Origin of the sequence: Candidatus Methanoperedens sp. (assembly GCA_012026795.1) — an archaeon.
GTDB lineage: Archaea > Halobacteriota > Methanosarcinia > Methanosarcinales > Methanoperedenaceae > Methanoperedens.
In genome coordinates, this window is the sequence record VEPM01000022.1 from 1 (window position 1) to 16,078 (window position 16,078).

At 40.4% G+C, this 16,078-nt stretch carries 23 protein-coding genes; 22 read left to right on the plus strand and 1 reads right to left on the minus strand.

Going from position 1 to position 16,078, the window contains the following annotated elements:
- Positions 1-188 precede the first annotated feature (188 nt).
- A complete protein-coding gene (locus FIB07_11585) occupies positions 189-389 on the plus strand; it encodes a hypothetical protein (protein ID NJD53495.1) in 201 nt (66 codons plus the stop codon).
- A 2-nt stretch (positions 390-391) separates the two neighbouring features.
- Positions 392-742: a hypothetical protein gene (locus FIB07_11590; protein ID NJD53496.1), complete on the plus strand. Its 351-nt coding sequence runs from the start codon at positions 392-394 to the stop codon at positions 740-742.
- A 131-nt stretch (positions 743-873) separates the two neighbouring features.
- On the opposite strand, the gene FIB07_11595 is transcribed toward FIB07_11590, so the two are convergent.
- Complete coding sequence (locus FIB07_11595) at positions 874-2,133, minus strand: hypothetical protein (protein ID NJD53497.1); 1,260 nt, start codon at positions 2,131-2,133, stop codon at positions 874-876.
- 347 nt (positions 2,134-2,480) lie between these two features.
- On the opposite strand from FIB07_11595, the gene FIB07_11600 reads away from it, so the two are divergent.
- From FIB07_11600 to FIB07_11695, 20 genes are all read left to right on the plus strand, one after another.
- Positions 2,481-2,891: a cytochrome c maturation protein CcmE gene (locus tag FIB07_11600; GenBank protein NJD53498.1), complete on the plus strand. Its 411-nt coding sequence runs from the start codon at positions 2,481-2,483 to the stop codon at positions 2,889-2,891.
- 14 nt (positions 2,892-2,905) lie between these two features.
- Positions 2,906-4,912: a heme lyase CcmF/NrfE family subunit gene (locus FIB07_11605; protein NJD53499.1), complete on the plus strand. Its 2,007-nt coding sequence runs from the start codon at positions 2,906-2,908 to the stop codon at positions 4,910-4,912.
- Positions 4,902-5,324 carry a hypothetical protein gene (locus FIB07_11610; protein ID NJD53500.1) on the plus strand — a complete coding sequence of 141 codons (423 nt, stop codon included), beginning with the start codon at positions 4,902-4,904 and terminating at the stop codon, positions 5,322-5,324. The genes FIB07_11605 and FIB07_11610 overlap by 11 nt, the downstream gene beginning before the upstream one ends.
- Entirely contained in the window at positions 5,260-6,963 is a 1,704-nt protein-coding gene (locus FIB07_11615) for a hypothetical protein (protein NJD53501.1), read from the plus strand. Before FIB07_11610 ends, FIB07_11615 begins: the two co-directional genes overlap by 65 nt.
- A 63-nt stretch (positions 6,964-7,026) precedes the next feature.
- The gene (locus FIB07_11620) at positions 7,027-7,518 is read left to right on the plus strand and encodes a hypothetical protein (protein ID NJD53502.1); all 492 of its coding nucleotides are present in this window, start codon (positions 7,027-7,029) and stop codon (positions 7,516-7,518) included.
- A complete protein-coding gene (locus tag FIB07_11625) occupies positions 7,512-8,426 on the plus strand; it encodes a hypothetical protein (protein NJD53503.1) in 915 nt (304 codons plus the stop codon). The genes FIB07_11620 and FIB07_11625 overlap by 7 nt, the downstream gene beginning before the upstream one ends.
- Before the next feature lie 22 nt (positions 8,427-8,448).
- On the plus strand, positions 8,449-8,919 hold the full coding sequence (locus FIB07_11630) for a cupredoxin domain-containing protein (protein ID NJD53504.1): 471 nt from the start codon (positions 8,449-8,451) through the stop codon (positions 8,917-8,919).
- Positions 8,920-8,932: 13 nt separating this feature from the next.
- A complete protein-coding gene (locus FIB07_11635; GenBank protein ID NJD53505.1) occupies positions 8,933-9,628 on the plus strand; it encodes a hypothetical protein in 696 nt (231 codons plus the stop codon).
- 1 nt (position 9,629) lies between these two features.
- Complete coding sequence (locus FIB07_11640; GenBank protein NJD53506.1) at positions 9,630-10,124, plus strand: hypothetical protein; 495 nt, start codon at positions 9,630-9,632, stop codon at positions 10,122-10,124.
- A gap of 77 nt (positions 10,125-10,201) precedes the next feature.
- Positions 10,202-10,393 carry a YHS domain-containing protein gene (locus FIB07_11645; GenBank protein NJD53507.1) on the plus strand — a complete coding sequence of 64 codons (192 nt, stop codon included), beginning with the start codon at positions 10,202-10,204 and terminating at the stop codon, positions 10,391-10,393.
- 40 nt (positions 10,394-10,433) lie between these two features.
- Positions 10,434-10,697: a DUF2933 domain-containing protein gene (locus FIB07_11650; protein ID NJD53508.1), complete on the plus strand. Its 264-nt coding sequence runs from the start codon at positions 10,434-10,436 to the stop codon at positions 10,695-10,697.
- The gene (locus FIB07_11655) at positions 10,694-11,125 is read left to right on the plus strand and encodes a hypothetical protein (protein NJD53509.1); all 432 of its coding nucleotides are present in this window, start codon (positions 10,694-10,696) and stop codon (positions 11,123-11,125) included. Before FIB07_11650 ends, FIB07_11655 begins: the two co-directional genes overlap by 4 nt.
- A gap of 9 nt (positions 11,126-11,134) precedes the next feature.
- Complete coding sequence (locus FIB07_11660; protein ID NJD53510.1) at positions 11,135-11,626, plus strand: hypothetical protein; 492 nt, start codon at positions 11,135-11,137, stop codon at positions 11,624-11,626.
- An 8-nt stretch (positions 11,627-11,634) separates the two neighbouring features.
- The gene (locus FIB07_11665; protein ID NJD53511.1) at positions 11,635-12,225 is read left to right on the plus strand and encodes a hypothetical protein; all 591 of its coding nucleotides are present in this window, start codon (positions 11,635-11,637) and stop codon (positions 12,223-12,225) included.
- A gap of 7 nt (positions 12,226-12,232) precedes the next feature.
- The gene (locus FIB07_11670; protein NJD53512.1) at positions 12,233-12,760 is read left to right on the plus strand and encodes a hypothetical protein; all 528 of its coding nucleotides are present in this window, start codon (positions 12,233-12,235) and stop codon (positions 12,758-12,760) included.
- 4 nt (positions 12,761-12,764) lie between these two features.
- Positions 12,765-13,280, plus strand: coding sequence for a hypothetical protein (locus tag FIB07_11675; GenBank protein NJD53513.1), 516 nt, complete (start codon positions 12,765-12,767; stop codon positions 13,278-13,280).
- 44 nt (positions 13,281-13,324) lie between these two features.
- The gene (locus tag FIB07_11680; GenBank protein ID NJD53514.1) at positions 13,325-14,056 is read left to right on the plus strand and encodes an isoprenylcysteine carboxylmethyltransferase family protein; all 732 of its coding nucleotides are present in this window, start codon (positions 13,325-13,327) and stop codon (positions 14,054-14,056) included.
- The gene (gene artA, locus FIB07_11685) at positions 13,987-14,865 is read left to right on the plus strand and encodes an archaeosortase A (GenBank protein NJD53515.1); all 879 of its coding nucleotides are present in this window, start codon (positions 13,987-13,989) and stop codon (positions 14,863-14,865) included. Before FIB07_11680 ends, artA begins: the two co-directional genes overlap by 70 nt.
- Positions 14,862-15,155, plus strand: coding sequence for a MoaD/ThiS family protein (locus tag FIB07_11690; GenBank protein ID NJD53516.1), 294 nt, complete (start codon positions 14,862-14,864; stop codon positions 15,153-15,155). The genes artA and FIB07_11690 overlap by 4 nt, the downstream gene beginning before the upstream one ends.
- Positions 15,156-15,157: 2 nt before the next feature.
- Positions 15,158-15,994: a DUF63 family protein gene (locus FIB07_11695; protein NJD53517.1), complete on the plus strand. Its 837-nt coding sequence runs from the start codon at positions 15,158-15,160 to the stop codon at positions 15,992-15,994.
- Positions 15,995-16,078: the final 84 nt, after the last annotated feature.

A 16,078-nucleotide genomic window follows, 5' to 3' on the forward strand; every position in this document is an offset into this window, starting at 1 on the left:
AATTTTAAAAAACGATAAGCATAGGACTAACCGTTTGTTAGGCTAACACACATATGGGCAATAGATAGCGGATTTTCGATCATCTTTGAAAGGTGAGTTTGAAATTTAAAGCAAAATGACCATTAATATTGACTTTACATAACATATATAACATATGATATTTAAAAATTAATAAAGGAGAATTAAAAATGGATTGCTGTGGACCAAGTAAACCGAAAGAAACAGACAAAGAAATAAAACAGGAACAAACAGGCACTGAAAAAAATTCTGTCGTAAAAGAACAACAACATAGTGGCGGTTGCTGCGGCGGCGGAATGAAAGATATGTTAGTACACATTGTGTTGATGGTCATAATAGTTGTGGCAATATCCTATTTTACAAGAGGATGAATATGAAAAGGAATACTGTTCTGATTATTGGAATCATGGCTACAATTATGGTATTTGGCGCCGCTGTCGCGCTTGCTCAGAATTCAAGTGAGAATAAAAAAGATCCGGAAAATCTTGAATGCACTCCTGAAATAATGAAAGATATGCCACAGAACTGCCCTGAGCAGATGATGCAGTCCGGCGCCTGTGAAAATATGATGAAAGGCGCAAAGGATTGTAATGAAATGATGGGTAATAAAAAGCCAACTGAGGAAAATAATAATACAGTCGGCGAGAGTCATTGTGGAGGTATGGAATCTGGCATGGGTTCAATGATGGGTTCAGGCCGCACAGATACGAAAGGAATGATGTGATACTTTTTGTTTCCAATCATAAACTATGAAGACCAAAATCATAATCGATAATAATACAATTATTCCAGAATTTTCACTTACCTTATAGTGGGCAAAGTATAAGATAATCTACCTATCGTTTGTTTAATATTTCACAATGACCTTGCCACCTTATCCATGATAGTATGATCCTCGCCGAGCTTGCGGATAGAATCACAATGCGTGCAGAGTTCGGAAAATAAAATATATGCTATTTTAATCCCATTCTGTGTCATGAGAGCCGGTCTTTTTAATTGGGCGATTATTTCTTTTTCTCTTTGATCGGGTGCAACCAGATATAGTGATACCTTTTCGGATTTCGAAAGTGTAAGTGCTAAATCGGTAAGGCGCAGAATGCCAGAATATATCGATGTGCTTTTCTCTACTTCGTAGGCGCTCACAAATTTATTTGTTCCTTTCTCAAACCAGATCACATCAATTAGAGCTATAGTTTTCTTTATTTCATTTCCAATTTCTATTTCTGGAAGTTCGGGTAAAGAAATAAATGAAAAGCTTTCGTCGTTGTACGATTTCGCCCTATCATTGGAGGCTACAACAACATCGTATCCAAGGGATTTTCCGATCTTCATCAATAAATATTGGATTTTTGTATGTGTATGCTCTTCTTCTACCTCAATCTGTACATCTTGATGTCTTTTCTGGATTAATTTTTCTCTCTTTTTATCCTCTTTTTCCAGGATTACCTGAACATTTTCTTCAATAACTATTTTCCCTATGCCAATATCAAAAAACAAACCCGTGATTGCTCCCAGGTCCTTTGATAGTAAATTCTTAAATTGATTATTGACCCTCAGGATTGTGTCCCTCATTTCCAAATAATCATCCCATGAGCCCAAGTTTTTCTTATCTTTAAATAATAAGTTATATCCCTTCACTACCGCTGTGTTAAATGGCGGGATAATTGTTGGATGAATAAAGTAAAGTATGTTTGCTACTGAAGGACCCAGCCCTTTAATATTTTGATGGGATAATTTAATTATCTCTTTAATGATCTGTTCCTCATTTGTTTTAAGGCATGATTCCAGGAATTGGCCAAAAAAAATTTTATTTGCATCGTTCTCATAAATATCAGGGATCCTGAGTTTTGGTTTCCAGTAGAATGGGTGTGCTGCTCCTTCAAAGACCTGCTTTTGTTCTGTTATGGCATTCAGGACTACTTCAAGGGAGGAACCCTTAAAATCGTTAGGGAAAATATCTTCTTTAATATCCTTTATGACCTGTTCAACGCCTCTACGTATTGCTCCAAAGGCTTTTAGCCGTGCTTCATTGTTAATGAACCAGGTGTTGTATACGCTTTCGGGATCATTTTTATATGCCTGTATGATGAATTGGATTTTTTCTGGATCAGTCATTGCTCTAAAATCCCTCTTATTTTAGTGAGTTACTTATGATATTAAACTTATTAAGGATATGGCGCTAAAACCCATATAACCACTAACAAAGCTATCATCATAGAACTGCTGGAAAACAGAATAAGAAAATATATTTCGAACTTTTAAAGGAAAAACATACTTTTATTTGTATTTTTAAAGCACAACCCACATTAAAAAGCACATCCTTTTAGATAATAGTGACCGGAAAACTATCCTATACTTTTTCCACCCCCGGTCACAGCCACCTCTTTACACCCACCGTAAACTATAAATATACTTTACACCCATTGTAAAGTAGATGATTATGAGTAAATGAGATGTGAAACATGAACCGGAAACAAAGAAACATGCTTGGTGTCGGGATAGTAGTTATACTTATATTATTTCTTGGAGTGCAAAGTTTCAGTAACGCGCTCTCATTTTACTATGAAGTGGATGAGTTTGTTCAGAAAGCTGATACATTGGATGGTAAAATCGTAAATGTTAATGGCACCATACTGAAGGGATCGACGGTCTGGGTGCCGGAAAAAGCCTTACTGACATTTAAACTTGTGGATAAGAATTCTTCAATCACTGTCGTATCAAACCAGGGAATGCCGGGAAATTATAAAGAGGGGATCCCGGCAGTTGTAACAGGAATTTACGTAAATGGTACTTTCGAGGCAACCCAGGTCGTTACAAAATGTCCTTCCAAATATGGCGGTGATCTTGATCACGGAGATCATAACGAAACATAAAAAGGAGAAAAAAAATGGAATTAGGTGAAACAACATTAATTATCGCACTGTTATTGACCGTATACGCACTCGTTGCGCATATAATCGGGATATGGAAAAAGAAAAATGAGCTTATCGACAGCGGCAGGATCGCCATAATCGGCATCGGGGTGCTGACCACTATTGCTTCAATCTGGCTTTTTAATCTGTTTATTAACCGCAACTTCCAGTATGAGTATGTGGCATTGTACAGCAGTCTTGACCTTCCCATGTTATATACGATCTCAGCTTTCTGGGCAGGAGCTGACGGTTCATTACTGCTCTGGGCATGGCTTATTTCGATCTATATTGCTATGATAGCAGTCCGGGGAAAATCCTACGATAATCTGATGAGACATGCTATGGTCATAATTCTTGCCACTCTTTCTTATTTCTTCTATATGTTACTTACAGTCTCGCGTCCATTCAGGATGCTTGACTTCATGCCAGCGGATGGGAATGGCTTAAATCCCATACTCCAAGATCCCGGAATGTTTTTCCATCCTCCTACGCTTTTCTGGGGTTATGCCGGGGTATTGATCCCATTCGCCCTGATGATCGCGGGGATATATCTTACAGATGATACATGGACATATCGCGCGCGCCGCTGGGCGCTCTGGGCATGGCTTGGACTGGCTCTTGGCAACATGTTCGGGAGCTGGTGGGCATATACGGTGCTCAACTGGGGCGGGTTCTGGGGCTGGGATCCTGTTGAGAACGCTTCATTCCTTCCCTGGCTAACTATGACCGCATTCTACCACAGCACTATGATACAGGAACGTAAGGGCGGGATGAAGTTCTGGAATATCCTTCTCATCCTTTTCACATGGGAGCTTACGGTTTATGGTACGCTCCTTACCCGGAGCGGTATAATCGCTTCTGTCCATACTTTCGGGCAGTCTGTGACCGCTCCTTATTATATCAACTACATGATCGTAGTACTTGCAGTCTCCCTGGCTCTTGTGGCATGGAAATACAATACGATAAAAAGCAAGAAAATCCTGGAATCTCTTGTATCCCGTGAAGCGAGTTTTCTATATAATAACTGGATATTCATGGCCTCTACAGTATCAGTGTTGTGGGGAACCTCATATCCTCTCCTTTCTGAAGCATTCCGCGGCTATAAGGTGATGGTTGGGCCGAGTTTCTACAACCAGGTAAATGTACCTCTTGGTATAGCGCTTCTATTTCTAATGGGTATATGTCCTCTCATAGCATGGAGGAAGGCATCTGTTTCTCATCTTGAGCGAAACTTTACAAAGCCTCTTGCAGCAGCGGTTATTGCAATGATAATCGCTTTTGCCATCGGAATACGGGATTTCTATGCGCAGGTCGCAGTGGTAGGCAGTTTACTTGTCATCTCAACCCATCTTCTGGATGTTTCCAGGATAGTGAACAAGCAGAAAAAGCTGGAAGATAAAGGAGTATTAAAGAATATTTACAGGGCATTCATGAACAACCGCCGTACCTTTGGAGGCTACCTGTGCCATATTGGAATCCTTATGATAATCGTGTCAGCCGCAGGTGCTGTAGTGTATGCGCAGGATGGGACATTTAACATGAGGATCGGCGGCACATACAGCGTGGGCGATTATGATTTCAAACTCACAAGTATCGACCAGTATCCACAAAACAATAGGGAGGTGCAGGCTGCATATTTTGATGTTTATAAGAACGGAGAGAGAATTTTGACAAAAGCCACGGCGCTCATGTATTATTATTCAAAGCAGCAAAACACCAATGTCAAACCTATGGCTTATACAGTGGGCATTGATGACCTGTATTTCTCAGCCCAGGCCATAACGGCTGATAGTGCAACTATTAAACTCAAAGTGATGCCATTGATGTTCCTGATGTGGCTGGGTGGATTCCACGTGCTTATACTGGGAATAGTGATATGCCTGTCAACTGTTGTACCGATAAGGAGAAAAATAGCATCTGATGATATAAATATAAATCAAAACATTCAAAAATTATCTACGGAGAGTATACATGATATATAAAGTTGTTTCAATTTGGTTCCTTCTTCTTGTATTTGCAGTGCCGGTACTGGCAGTGACCGAGGAAGAGATATTTACAAACCTGAACTGCCCGGATAAAGAAGGCTGTACTATGATCGTTGTCGATTGCACGTGTCCGAGCTCGCTTGAAATAAAAGATAAGGTCAGGGCAATGCTTGGCCAGGGCCTTTCCGAGAAAAAGATATATGATAAATTGATGGCAGAATACGGAAAAGGTGTTCTTGCCACGCCCCCGAAAGAAGGGTTTGACTGGATAGTATGGCTCGCTCTTCCTGCTGGTGTGATCGTGGGAGGGGTTGTTGTTTATAAGATCAGCAAGAAGAGAATGGATGAGAACGAAGAATTTGAACTGGAATATGAAAAATTTTTGCAGGAGAAAGACAAAAATGAATAAACTATTATCAATTTTTATAATACTTGTTATTTTCACAGGCGCAGCATCCGCTGCTAATATAAACGGCAGTGTTGTATCTTCCGGGAAAAAACTTCCTGACCAGAAAGTTGAACTGAGCAGGGTAAACACCACACAGAGCGCTGAAACAGGTGTAGTATATAACTTCATTCCGCTTTCGGATATAACAACTGATAAAGAAGGGAGTTATGCCTTTACTGACCTTAATAATGGCATGTACAGGATAAATGTGACATATAATGGAACAATATACGGAGAAAATATCGGATTGCAGGGCAATGCAATTGTGAATTTCAATCTATCAGAGAAAATAGAAGGATATGTCAGGAAAGCAAATACTACCCTTGAAGGAATTCCTGTAAGCCTCATGGATGTGATCGGGATCGAATTAATGAATACTACCACCGATAAGAACGGTAAATATTCCTTCAACAGTGTCAATGCGGGGCAGAGTTACCTGTTAGGGGTGAATTATACTGATGTACCATACACAAAACAGGTTAATGCATCAGAAAAAGCCAATATCACAGTTTACGAATCCACTAAAAACGGGGATGTCCTGACAGTGAGTATCGACCACATCGTACTTTCAAAAGCAGCGAACGGGATAAAAATTGATGAATTTGTCGAATTCCTGAATACGGGAGATAAAGTCTTTTTCAGTAAAGACAGGGCATATGTCGGCATTTCAACTCCTGAGGGTATAACGAGGTTCCAGACAGATGCAATGGAGTGCTGTTTGCAAAGGGAGAAAGATTCAGCATGGATAGATCCCATGAACCCTATAATGCCCGGTGAAACATATAGTGCGCAGATATCATATATTTTTAATCCGGAATCAACAAAAGACATATTTTTTAAGGGTATGATCTACAATACTTCATACATCACAATCCTTTCTGACAAAAATAACGGTTTTGGAATAGAAAACCAATTTGGTAATAAGGAAGTACTACCAAGGGAGGGAAAAGAATTCGAAGTCTTAACCTTCACGAATGTGCCAAGAGAGCAGGGACTGGAGATCCGGATAAACGGGTATGTTCCTTCAAAGACAGGAAGCGATGAGGATTTCAATTATATGATTCCTATCGCTGCTATTGTATTAATCGGGGCTGTCTCATATCCATTCCTTAAAAACAAAATTGGCAAAAAGCCAAAAAGACGCCTTATTAAAGTAGTACCGGCAATGAAAACGTCTATCGACGAGCCTCTGGAAGCAGTTGATGATATCTCGCAGCCGGATGTTGTATCAGAGCATGTACCAGGAAAAGATATCACCGAAATGTCATTCGATGAATTGATTGTTGAAAAGAATGCATCATTTGAATCGATACTTGCTCTTGAAAATAAATTCAATACAGGAGAAATTGCGGAAAAAGAATATAAGGAACTCAAGAAAGCCCATAAAGAAAATGCAACGCTTGTCCTGAAACAATTAAAAGAAACAGCGTTAAACCTTGATCTTGATCAGCCTGTAACAGCGCTTGAAAAAACGATAGCGCATATAGGTGACATAGATATCCTGGAAAATCTGCTTGACCGGGAAAAAGAAGGAGAAAACAGGGTAGAATTAAAGGAGATTATTGAACAGAGAATAGATGATATCGAACGCAATGAGTAAATATGTGTGAGATCGCGGGAAAAACCCGCATCTCTGTTTAATATTGCCTGCACGGATACGGAGATGAAAATAAAAATACAGGGTGCGATTATGCTGTCTATATTTCTGATATCGGCGATTGGTCCGGCACGGGCTGATGAAGGAATGGCCTCAGACATTATTTGCCCCTGTGAATGCGCCATGGTTATTTCAACCTGTGACTGTTCGACTGCAATACAGGTTAAAAAAGAGATTGCTCAAATGAAGGATAAAGGTTTTTCAGAAAAGCAGATATTTTCAGCGCTTCAGGCAGAGTATGGCACAGAAATACTGGTGCATCCTGAGAAAACGATTTCATCATCATTAGTGGTTGCCGGCGTATCGTTGGCAATTCTATTTGTGTTTCTTGGATACATTTTTTCCAAAAAAACAAGAATAGATATTATACCTGATATAAAGAAGTATGAACAACAGTTTGAAGAAGAATACAGGAATTTTGTTTCTGAAATTGAGGACTCAGATAAGAATGTAAACCATATTCCTGAGGATACACCAATTCAGGAGGATAAGTGGTAATCGTTGTAAGGGGATACATTTCCATATTCATGGCGTTATTATTTTTGATAAATATAGCTGCTGCCCGGGTTGATGATAAAACCACAGATGGAAATAAAACTGAAACTATGGACAATATAAGTGTCGCTCTTGACCATATTTTCATATCCAGTAAAAATAATTCAATTGATATTTCCGAGATAGTCGTATTCAGGAATGAGGGTAAAGAGATATATTACAGCACGGAAAACCATACTTTCTTTGCCATTTCAACCCCGATGGATGCTAAAAATTTAAAAACCGAGGCAATGGAGTGCTGCCTTGTGCAGGATGAAGGAATAGTGTATATGGATCCGATGAAATCCATAAAGCCCGGTGAAAACTTCGAGATGAAGATATCATATACACTTATTCCCCAGGATAAAGAATATGTGTTCAATAAAAGCGCCATATACAATACCTCTTCTATTTCGATGTTCATTGATAGAACAAGTGGAATGGATATCGAAGAAAAATCAGAGATTATGACACTTTCAGGAAAAGAATACAAAGTCGTCAATTTTAATAATCTCCTGGTCGGGGAGAATGTCAGCATTCCGGTAAAATTGGCACAGGAGCCTGATTATCGATATGCAGGGATCGGATTGTTCTTTCTGGTATCAACCGGCTTAATTTATTGTTTCAGGGATAAAATATCATGGAGAAGAAAAAAAGAGCCCACGCTTGAAGAACTTGAGATTGAGAAAAGAAAAATTTTCAATACAATTCACGGATTTGAAAAACATGCAGGAACCGAACATTCGGAAGAATACAGGAAATTAATGGAAGAGTACAGGCAGAAAGTCATCAGGATTTTTATTAATATCGATAACTTAAAAAACAAAAGTCAGTCCGGACCTGTTCAGACGGGGATGAAACAGATAAAATAGAATGAAATAGGGAGGATTAGTAGTGTCAAAATTAAAGAAATATAAAGGAACGAAAGGAAAGCAAGAGAAAAAACTTCCATACAAAAGCATTCTGTTCATGTTTATCGTTATTGCGATTTTTAGCAGCGCGATATATTTGATCATGAGCAAATCAGCAGCCTTGGAACCTGTTGATAAAGATGCCATTAAAATGACCATCACAATGGCAGGTTTTGAACCCAATATAATCAGGGCAAAGGCAGGGCAGCCTGTCACCATAAACCTGATCAATCCTGATAATTCGATGCACACAGACGGCGGCGGCATCCACAACTTCATGCTTACCGGAGGTATGGAAAGTGTAAGGTCAAACCTGAATATCACGGTTTTACCAGAAAGCCAGAAGGTGTTCACATTCACTCCCACAAAACCCGGAGAATACCACTGGTACTGCGATTCATGTTGCGGAGGCAAAGAAAATCCGAGCATGCATGGGACGCTGATAGTTGCCTGAAGGTGAAGCTATAATGGCGATAGACCCGCAAACATTAACACTTCCGCTTGTCCTTACGGCAGGCTTAATTGATGGTTTTAATCCCTGTGCTTTTGCAGTCCTTCTGCTTTTTGTAACCTTTACAATGGGCATGCTCCAGATGCAGGCAAATTACAGGTATGCGTTAATGAAAGCGGGTTCGATTTATATCAGCGGGATATTTGTAACCTATGTGTTAATCGGTATGGGAGCTTTGAGCGCCATATCCTTCTTTTCCACAACACATGCTGTGGGTAAGGCTGCGGCTCTTATTTCCATGGTACTTGGGGTGGTAATAATGAAGGACTACTTTATACCAGGTGGATTCAGCCTGGCAATACCTGGAAGTATGCATACCACAATAAATAACTGGATCAGGAAAACGTCCGCGCCCGGCGTATTCGGAGCCGGGGTTCTTGTGGGCCTTTGTACAGTACCGTGCAGTGGCGGCATATATCTTGCAGTTATAGGATTGTTGTCACTGCAATCAACGTTAACCCAGGGCATATTGTATCTTTTGCTCTATAACCTGATGCTTATCGTGCCTCTTGTAGCAGTTCTGCTTGCTTCCTCTAACCGGACTGTTGTAGATAAAATGATAATATGGCAGTCAGGGAACAAAATGAGAGTAAAACTGTTGATGGGTTCATTCATGGTAGCTATGGGATTTGTGATACTATTGATAATATAATATGGAGATTAAAATGAAATCAAAATACATCCTTTATGCGATTGTGATCTCTGCGGTCTTGATAATAATTTACGCCCTGTCCGGCAGTTCACAAATATTATACAAAACAGTTATTGAAAAACCAGTATCCGGTGATACTAATAAACTCCTGGAACCTGAACTTCCTGATTTCGTCGAGAAAACAGGGCGTGTAGCAGAGGCATATATTTTTGCAGCCCAGAACCAGGATAAGGTCATGTATCTCGCCTGTTATTGCGGATGCGCAGGCATGCAGCATTCGGATAAGCTACTATCACATAAGAGCCTGAAGGATTGTTATATAAAGCCCGATGGCAGCTATGAGCCCCATGCTTCTGAATGCAAGCTGTGTAACGACATAACACTTGAGGCAAGGGACATGTTGATGACGGGATATTCACTGAAAGATGTCAGGAAAATCATTGATGATAAGTATTCAGGCAGGGGTGTTGGAACAAATACGTCGCTGCCAGTTTAAGATACTTACTTTACAACAAACGTAAAGTACAAATATAATAAGAATCTAATAAGAATCATAAAAGGAGAAATAAAAATATGCAGACAGACCCAATTTGTAAAATGCAGGTTGATGAAAATACAGCACAGTACAAATCAGAATATAATGGTAAGACCTATTATTTCTGTGCGCCCGGATGTAAGAAAGCATTTGATTCCGAGCCTGAAAAATACAGTAAAAGCGGACCAGTGGGTATGGTTGAGAAAAAACCCTGGTGGAAGTTCTGGTAATCTGGTAATCAATATTTTATAATAAATTCGAGGTGCATGAATGGAAAATGATACAGGGAACCAAAAAGTGAATGGAAGTTTTTTCAGCAGACACCGACATACATTAATTATGATGCTTGGCTGCATGATGCCGCTTTTGCTGCTGGGGATACTCTGGGTTGCAGGAGTTTCGCAGAATATTCTTTCTTTTGGGATACTGTTACTTTGCCCTATAATGCATCTAATCATGATGAAAAATATGAAACACGATACGCAGAATCCTGAAACCCGGATTGATGAAAACAAAAAAGAGGAACATACATGAGAATATCAGGAATAATAGCACTTTTGATCTTGATTACAGCAGTTAGCGGGTGTTTATCAGGCAATGGACCCCAGGCCGAAAAAACCGCGGGTTCCACTTCTACTGTAGATAAAACCTCAACAGCAGATTCAGCAGATACGAAAGTAAATTCAGAAGCAGGAGTAACTGTCACTGCTGTATATCTTGGAAGCAATACCTTTGATGTTAAACTTGACACACACTCAGGCTCGCTGGACTATGATATGGCAGAGCTGTCATATGTACGTGACAGTAAAGGGAATATCATCAAACCGGAATCATGGGACGGAGGCATTGGAGGACATCATTTTGAAGGCACCCTGAAATTCCCGGAATTTGGTGATAGCACGGGTTTTGAACTCGTTATCCAGGATGTTGCAGGAGTGAAAGAAAGAGTCCTGAAATGGTAAGGTAAGTATATGTCTCTAAAACAAAGAATCAAACTTCATTTAAGAAATCCCTTTGTTTTCGGGGCAGGTATCGGGATACTCGTAGTACTTTTTAATATCTCGATTGCTTCCCTGGCCGAAGGTTCAATTGAGAAAGGATACGAGGTATTTCTTACCAACGGGATATTTGTGTACCTGATCCCTCTTGCAGTCGGCGTACAGATGGCACTTTTCAGATACCACCGGAATATTACAACCGGCAATGTAGCAGGAACCGAAAAAATGGGCATGGCAGGTTCAGCCACTTCATCTCTGACGATGGTCGCGTGCTGCCTGCACCATGTGAGTGATATTTTGCCCTCAATTGGTTTGATCCTTGCAGCATCATCTTTCCTGATACAGTATAAAGACACCATAATAGTTATCGGGCTGCTTGCCAATGTAGCTGGAAGTATCTACATCGCAAGAGCCATAATAAAAGATAGAATAATTATTGCAAATTTAGAAAAATCAGTATCATGAGGGAATATATGAAGAAAAACGCTTATATTATCGTTATCGTGGCTTTCGCGCTGATGATGTACTTGCTATATCAGCCAGCCATGAAAAGTATTTTTGCAGAGAAATTAGGGGATATGACATTAACAGGATTCGATACTGGCGATGTTGTAGCAAAACAGGTATCGAATATGTCAGGGATAAAGGAAATACCACTGGCGAAAGCTTATTCAGCAGTGTACAGCAGCAACCGGGGAACAATGAGAATATGGGCAGTCGAAGCCCCTGACCATAATATTGCAAACGATGCCTACAGTTCCATGAACTCGATGCTTGGAGGTTCAACTGGTCATGAAGAGCATGAAGGAGACGTGGGTTCCAGCGCCCATAATGAGCACAATGATCCGGGAATGATGAATGATAACTTCACGAAACCTGAAAAACTGGAATTCATGGAGTTTACCAAGCCTGATGTTTACATGATAAGAGAGAATAATGTAATGAATTATTATTATTTTAAAATGAATTACAACATGGGGAGAGTTTACTGGATAATTTTCGACTCCCCTGATATGGACTATCAGGTAGCGATGGTAAAAGAGGCTGTAATTAATATCAAATAGGTGAGCAATGAGAAAAAAGAAATCCGAAATATACCTTGCAGTATTCATAATCGCCGTAATAGCTATTACCTCGTTACTGTATGTCCAGACGCAATTGAAAAATCCATATGGTATTTTCCCTGAAAAACTGGGAGATATGAGCATTTCTCTTTTCAGGGATGGGGATGAAGCCATGACGGAGGTCCTGAATCTTCATCGCGGAGCAAATGTGAAGATAGAGAATGCCTATATAGCGAATTACAGGAGCGCATCTTCCAGTAAAGCTAAATTCTGGGTATCGGAATCCAAAAACAAAGAAGAAGCAGCCTCGCTTCTTGAGGCTATGAACAGCAGGGTGGGAAAAACAGGGATGTTCAGCGAATCCACGCCTTTGACTTTAGAAGATATGAAGGTTTACTTTGTGACAGGACAGCCTGAACTTGGCCTGTATCATTACTTCTATGCCAAAGATAAGGAAGTTATCTGGATACAGGTAGATAATCCGGACGAATCTTACAGACTCAACTTCGTGAAAGAGGCAATAAAACGGATTTAATGCAATGAAGAGACGAAAAAATGGTATTTTTTTAATAGCTGCTCTTATAGCAATTATAATTGCATCTGCAATACTCTTATCCTTATATGAGAGGCCATTTTTTCCGGATAAACTCGGCGACATGGAACTCAAACTTCACAGGGAAGGTGAGGTAGCAGTTCGTGAGATACAGAATTCCCACTCTGCAAAGGATAATGTCAGCCCGGGTCAGGCCCACATAGCACGATACAGGAGCAGCGCAGGTAACAGGGCGACAATATCCATAACTTCAGCAGGTACGCAAAAGAGGGCAGCCGAAAAAGTAGAGAATATGACAAAAGGGATGGGGGGAATGTTTGGAATTCCGGAAATACTGGAACTAAATGGTTTGAAAATCTATTATACCGAGGGCGGCGGCGAGTATCACTATTATTACTCGAAAAACGATCTGGTGGTCTGGATAGCTCTTAGCAACCCGGAAAGAGCATATCGTTCAACGCTCATTGATGAAGCTGTAAAAAACATAGGTGGACCATCATGAAGAAATTCTTCAGTAACCTGATTTCATTTGGATTTCTTGCGCTCATGGCTTTAGCCCTATTTAAAGGCATATCAGTGCTGCTTGGCTATGAAAACCCCGCGAATATCGAAGGCTCCGGGCATCATACATTTACGGAGTATGCTTACGGCAACTGGGAATCAACACTTTTTAGCATTGGGATTTTCTCGGTCTTTGTGCTCAGTTTCCTTACCCCGCTGAAGAAGCAGAACTGGCGCACCCTGGGGATATACGAGGCATTCATAATAGCGCTGTTCTCGGAAATGTACGGCTTCCCGCTTACGATATACGTTCTCTCTTCACTTTTCGGACTGAATCTTTCTTTCGGACATGCACAGGGACATCTCCTTGGAGTTCTTATTTCCATGGCAGGTTTTATGAGTATGGACGCTGCATGGGCACTGGTAATGGTGTCAAGCAGCGCAATTATATTCCTGGGATTATTTTTGATGTCAAAAGGCTGGGGCATGATCCACGCCTCATCCGGAGAACTTGTGACCGGAGGCATTTACAGGTATGTCCGGCATCCGCAGTATCTTGGCCTGATAGTATTAACTGTGGGCCTTCTTATCCAGTGGCCGACCATAATCACGCTTTTAATGTGGCCTGTTCTTGTTTTAATGTATCACAGGCTGGCAAAAAAAGAAGAAAAAGAAGCAATGGAGGCTTTCGGTGAAAGATATGAAGAATACAGGCGGCGGGTGCCAATGTTCTTGCCATTCCTGACAAGAAATACAGAAAGTCAGGTGATGTTATAACTTTAGTTCTCTGGATCTCCCTGGGGCTTCTCATTATTGCATCGTTCATTCCGAAGTCCTTTAATTCAAGATTCATTTTCGGGGGTGCTGGCTGGATATTCCTTTCAATCTACTGGTCAGGGCAGCTCGGAGGTTATATTGATCTTAAAGATTATGTCAATATCATCCTGGTAATTGCCGCGACCGCAACCTCACTCTTTATAGCACATATGACTTTCCAGGCGAAAGATAATATCGATAAAAGCGGCTATGAAGTGTTTATTTCATTATCAAGAGCTGCATCTGTTGGCGGTTTGATATATTTCATGTTCGCAGAAGTCGGGTTTTTGAATACCTGGATAATTTCAACGGTCACAGTGCAGGGTGTATGGCTTGTGGGGAAAATCGGGTTTCCTGTTGCACAGACCGCATGGAATGAGATTGCGGTCAATGGCCTTAATGTTGAAATAATACTTGCCTGTACAGCTATTGAAAGTATCGCCCTGTTCTCAGGTATAATTTCTTCTGCTGCCGGTGCGACTACCCAAAGAAAATTCCAGGCCTTTCTGATCTCAGTGCCCATCATCTACACATTGAATATTATAAGAATCTCATTTACTGCCTCAGCCTATGGATTAAGCTGGTTTGGCACACCTGATGAGAGCTTCCATATTTCAGAGCATTTTATAACAAAGGCAGGCTCATTGCTTGCCTTAATGCTGATTTCTTATACAGTTCTGAAAATGCTGCCTGAGGTTGCTGATATGCTGGATGGCATTCTGAAAATGATGAGAATGGAATTTCGCAGATTGACCCTGGGGCAACCTTGAGAATAAAAGTGAATTATGATTTTACCCAGAAAGAATTGGTCGGGAATTCAGATGTTTTTGAAGTCCCGGATGCAGTTAAACTTGGGGATTTGCTGCGGTTAATAGATATCAGGATCACTGAAGCTGGAAAAAAGAAGGGGATAGAGACTGCTTACAGAACAACCCTGGCTGGCGATCAGTTAAATGCCTGCATGGTTTTTATTAACACCTGCGCACCGGAAAATATTATGGATCATGAATTACATGATGGGGATATTGTTGAATTTGTCTATGGATTCTGCGGAGGATAATTATGAGCCTGGTCGATTTCATAAACCGGAATTTTATTGAAGGGATAGTAAACGATACCAGCTATAATCACTTTGACATGATCACTTATGTCATTATTTTATTCGCGGGTGTATTTGTTATTACGAAACTGCTGAATAAACTGAAAATAAAGATCGATGAAGACTTTGTCATAGCCACGATCCCTTTTATTTTTATGGGTTCGGTATTCCGTGTGATCGAGGATGCGGATATTTTAAAGCCGCCGGTGAAATATTTTTTCATCACGCCGCTTATTTTCTTTGTGATTTTTGCAGTATGTTTCGGGACTCTTCTCGTTGCGAGGTATCTTGAAAAGCAGAAAAAAATAGAGAATTACATTCATGCTTATGCGACTACCGGCCTTATATTATCATTAGCAGGAGTTATGATCTTAATATACCATATCTCTTCAAGCTGGAATCTGAACATACTGGTCTATGCTCTTGTGCCAGCCGTAGCTCTGACAGAAATTGTTAAAAGAATATCACCTGTGATCGGCATGACCTATCTTAGAAGCCGGATCTATTCATTTGCGATCTTTTCATTCCTGCTTGATTCTTTTACAACATACATCGGTGTAGACCTGATGGGTTATACGAATAAGCATCCATTCAGTTCATTCCTGACCTCATTTGTTGGTACAGGGGCTGTATTGATCCCCCTGTCCCTGGTCCTGTCCATTTTGATAATCCTGATGCTTGAAAAAGATTCCCCCAAAGAAAAGAACACCGATGAAAAGTATATGCTGGCGCTGACATTGATAGTTCTTGGTTTTTCAATGGGGGCAAGGAATCTGCTGGCAATGGTATTTGGAGTTTAGCGGTCGCCCTGATTTTGCCTTTGGTCATTAAGGTTATTAAAAATATAATATTCGGATAACCGAAATGCTTAATATCTACTATTG

What these genes read in the sequence shown, in the direction of transcription:
- FIB07_11585 (NJD53495.1), top strand. Translation starts at nt 189, where the DNA reads ATGGATTGCTGTGGACCAAGTAAACCGAAAGAAACAGACAAAGAAATA.
- FIB07_11590 (NJD53496.1), top strand. Translation starts at nt 392, where the DNA reads ATGAAAAGGAATACTGTTCTGATTATTGGAATCATGGCTACAATTATG.
- FIB07_11595 (NJD53497.1), bottom strand. Translation starts at nt 2,133, where the DNA reads ATGACTGATCCAGAAAAAATCCAATTCATCATACAGGCATATAAAAAT.
- FIB07_11600 (NJD53498.1), top strand. Translation starts at nt 2,481, where the DNA reads ATGAACCGGAAACAAAGAAACATGCTTGGTGTCGGGATAGTAGTTATA.
- FIB07_11605 (NJD53499.1), top strand. Translation starts at nt 2,906, where the DNA reads ATGGAATTAGGTGAAACAACATTAATTATCGCACTGTTATTGACCGTA.
- FIB07_11610 (NJD53500.1), top strand. Translation starts at nt 4,902, where the DNA reads ATGATATATAAAGTTGTTTCAATTTGGTTCCTTCTTCTTGTATTTGCA.
- FIB07_11615 (NJD53501.1), top strand. Translation starts at nt 5,260, where the DNA reads ATGAGAACGAAGAATTTGAACTGGAATATGAAAAATTTTTGCAGGAGA.
- FIB07_11620 (NJD53502.1), top strand. Translation starts at nt 7,027, where the DNA reads ATGAAAATAAAAATACAGGGTGCGATTATGCTGTCTATATTTCTGATA.
- FIB07_11635 (NJD53505.1), top strand. Translation starts at nt 8,933, where the DNA reads ATGGCGATAGACCCGCAAACATTAACACTTCCGCTTGTCCTTACGGCA.
- FIB07_11640 (NJD53506.1), top strand. Translation starts at nt 9,630, where the DNA reads ATGGAGATTAAAATGAAATCAAAATACATCCTTTATGCGATTGTGATC.
- FIB07_11645 (NJD53507.1), top strand. Translation starts at nt 10,202, where the DNA reads ATGCAGACAGACCCAATTTGTAAAATGCAGGTTGATGAAAATACAGCA.
- FIB07_11650 (NJD53508.1), top strand. Translation starts at nt 10,434, where the DNA reads ATGGAAAATGATACAGGGAACCAAAAAGTGAATGGAAGTTTTTTCAGC.
- FIB07_11655 (NJD53509.1), top strand. Translation starts at nt 10,694, where the DNA reads ATGAGAATATCAGGAATAATAGCACTTTTGATCTTGATTACAGCAGTT.
- FIB07_11660 (NJD53510.1), top strand. Translation starts at nt 11,135, where the DNA reads ATGTCTCTAAAACAAAGAATCAAACTTCATTTAAGAAATCCCTTTGTT.
- FIB07_11665 (NJD53511.1), top strand. Translation starts at nt 11,635, where the DNA reads ATGAAGAAAAACGCTTATATTATCGTTATCGTGGCTTTCGCGCTGATG.
- FIB07_11670 (NJD53512.1), top strand. Translation starts at nt 12,233, where the DNA reads ATGAGAAAAAAGAAATCCGAAATATACCTTGCAGTATTCATAATCGCC.
- FIB07_11675 (NJD53513.1), top strand. Translation starts at nt 12,765, where the DNA reads ATGAAGAGACGAAAAAATGGTATTTTTTTAATAGCTGCTCTTATAGCA.
- FIB07_11680 (NJD53514.1), top strand. Translation starts at nt 13,325, where the DNA reads ATGGCTTTAGCCCTATTTAAAGGCATATCAGTGCTGCTTGGCTATGAA.
- FIB07_11695 (NJD53517.1), top strand. Translation starts at nt 15,158, where the DNA reads ATGAGCCTGGTCGATTTCATAAACCGGAATTTTATTGAAGGGATAGTA.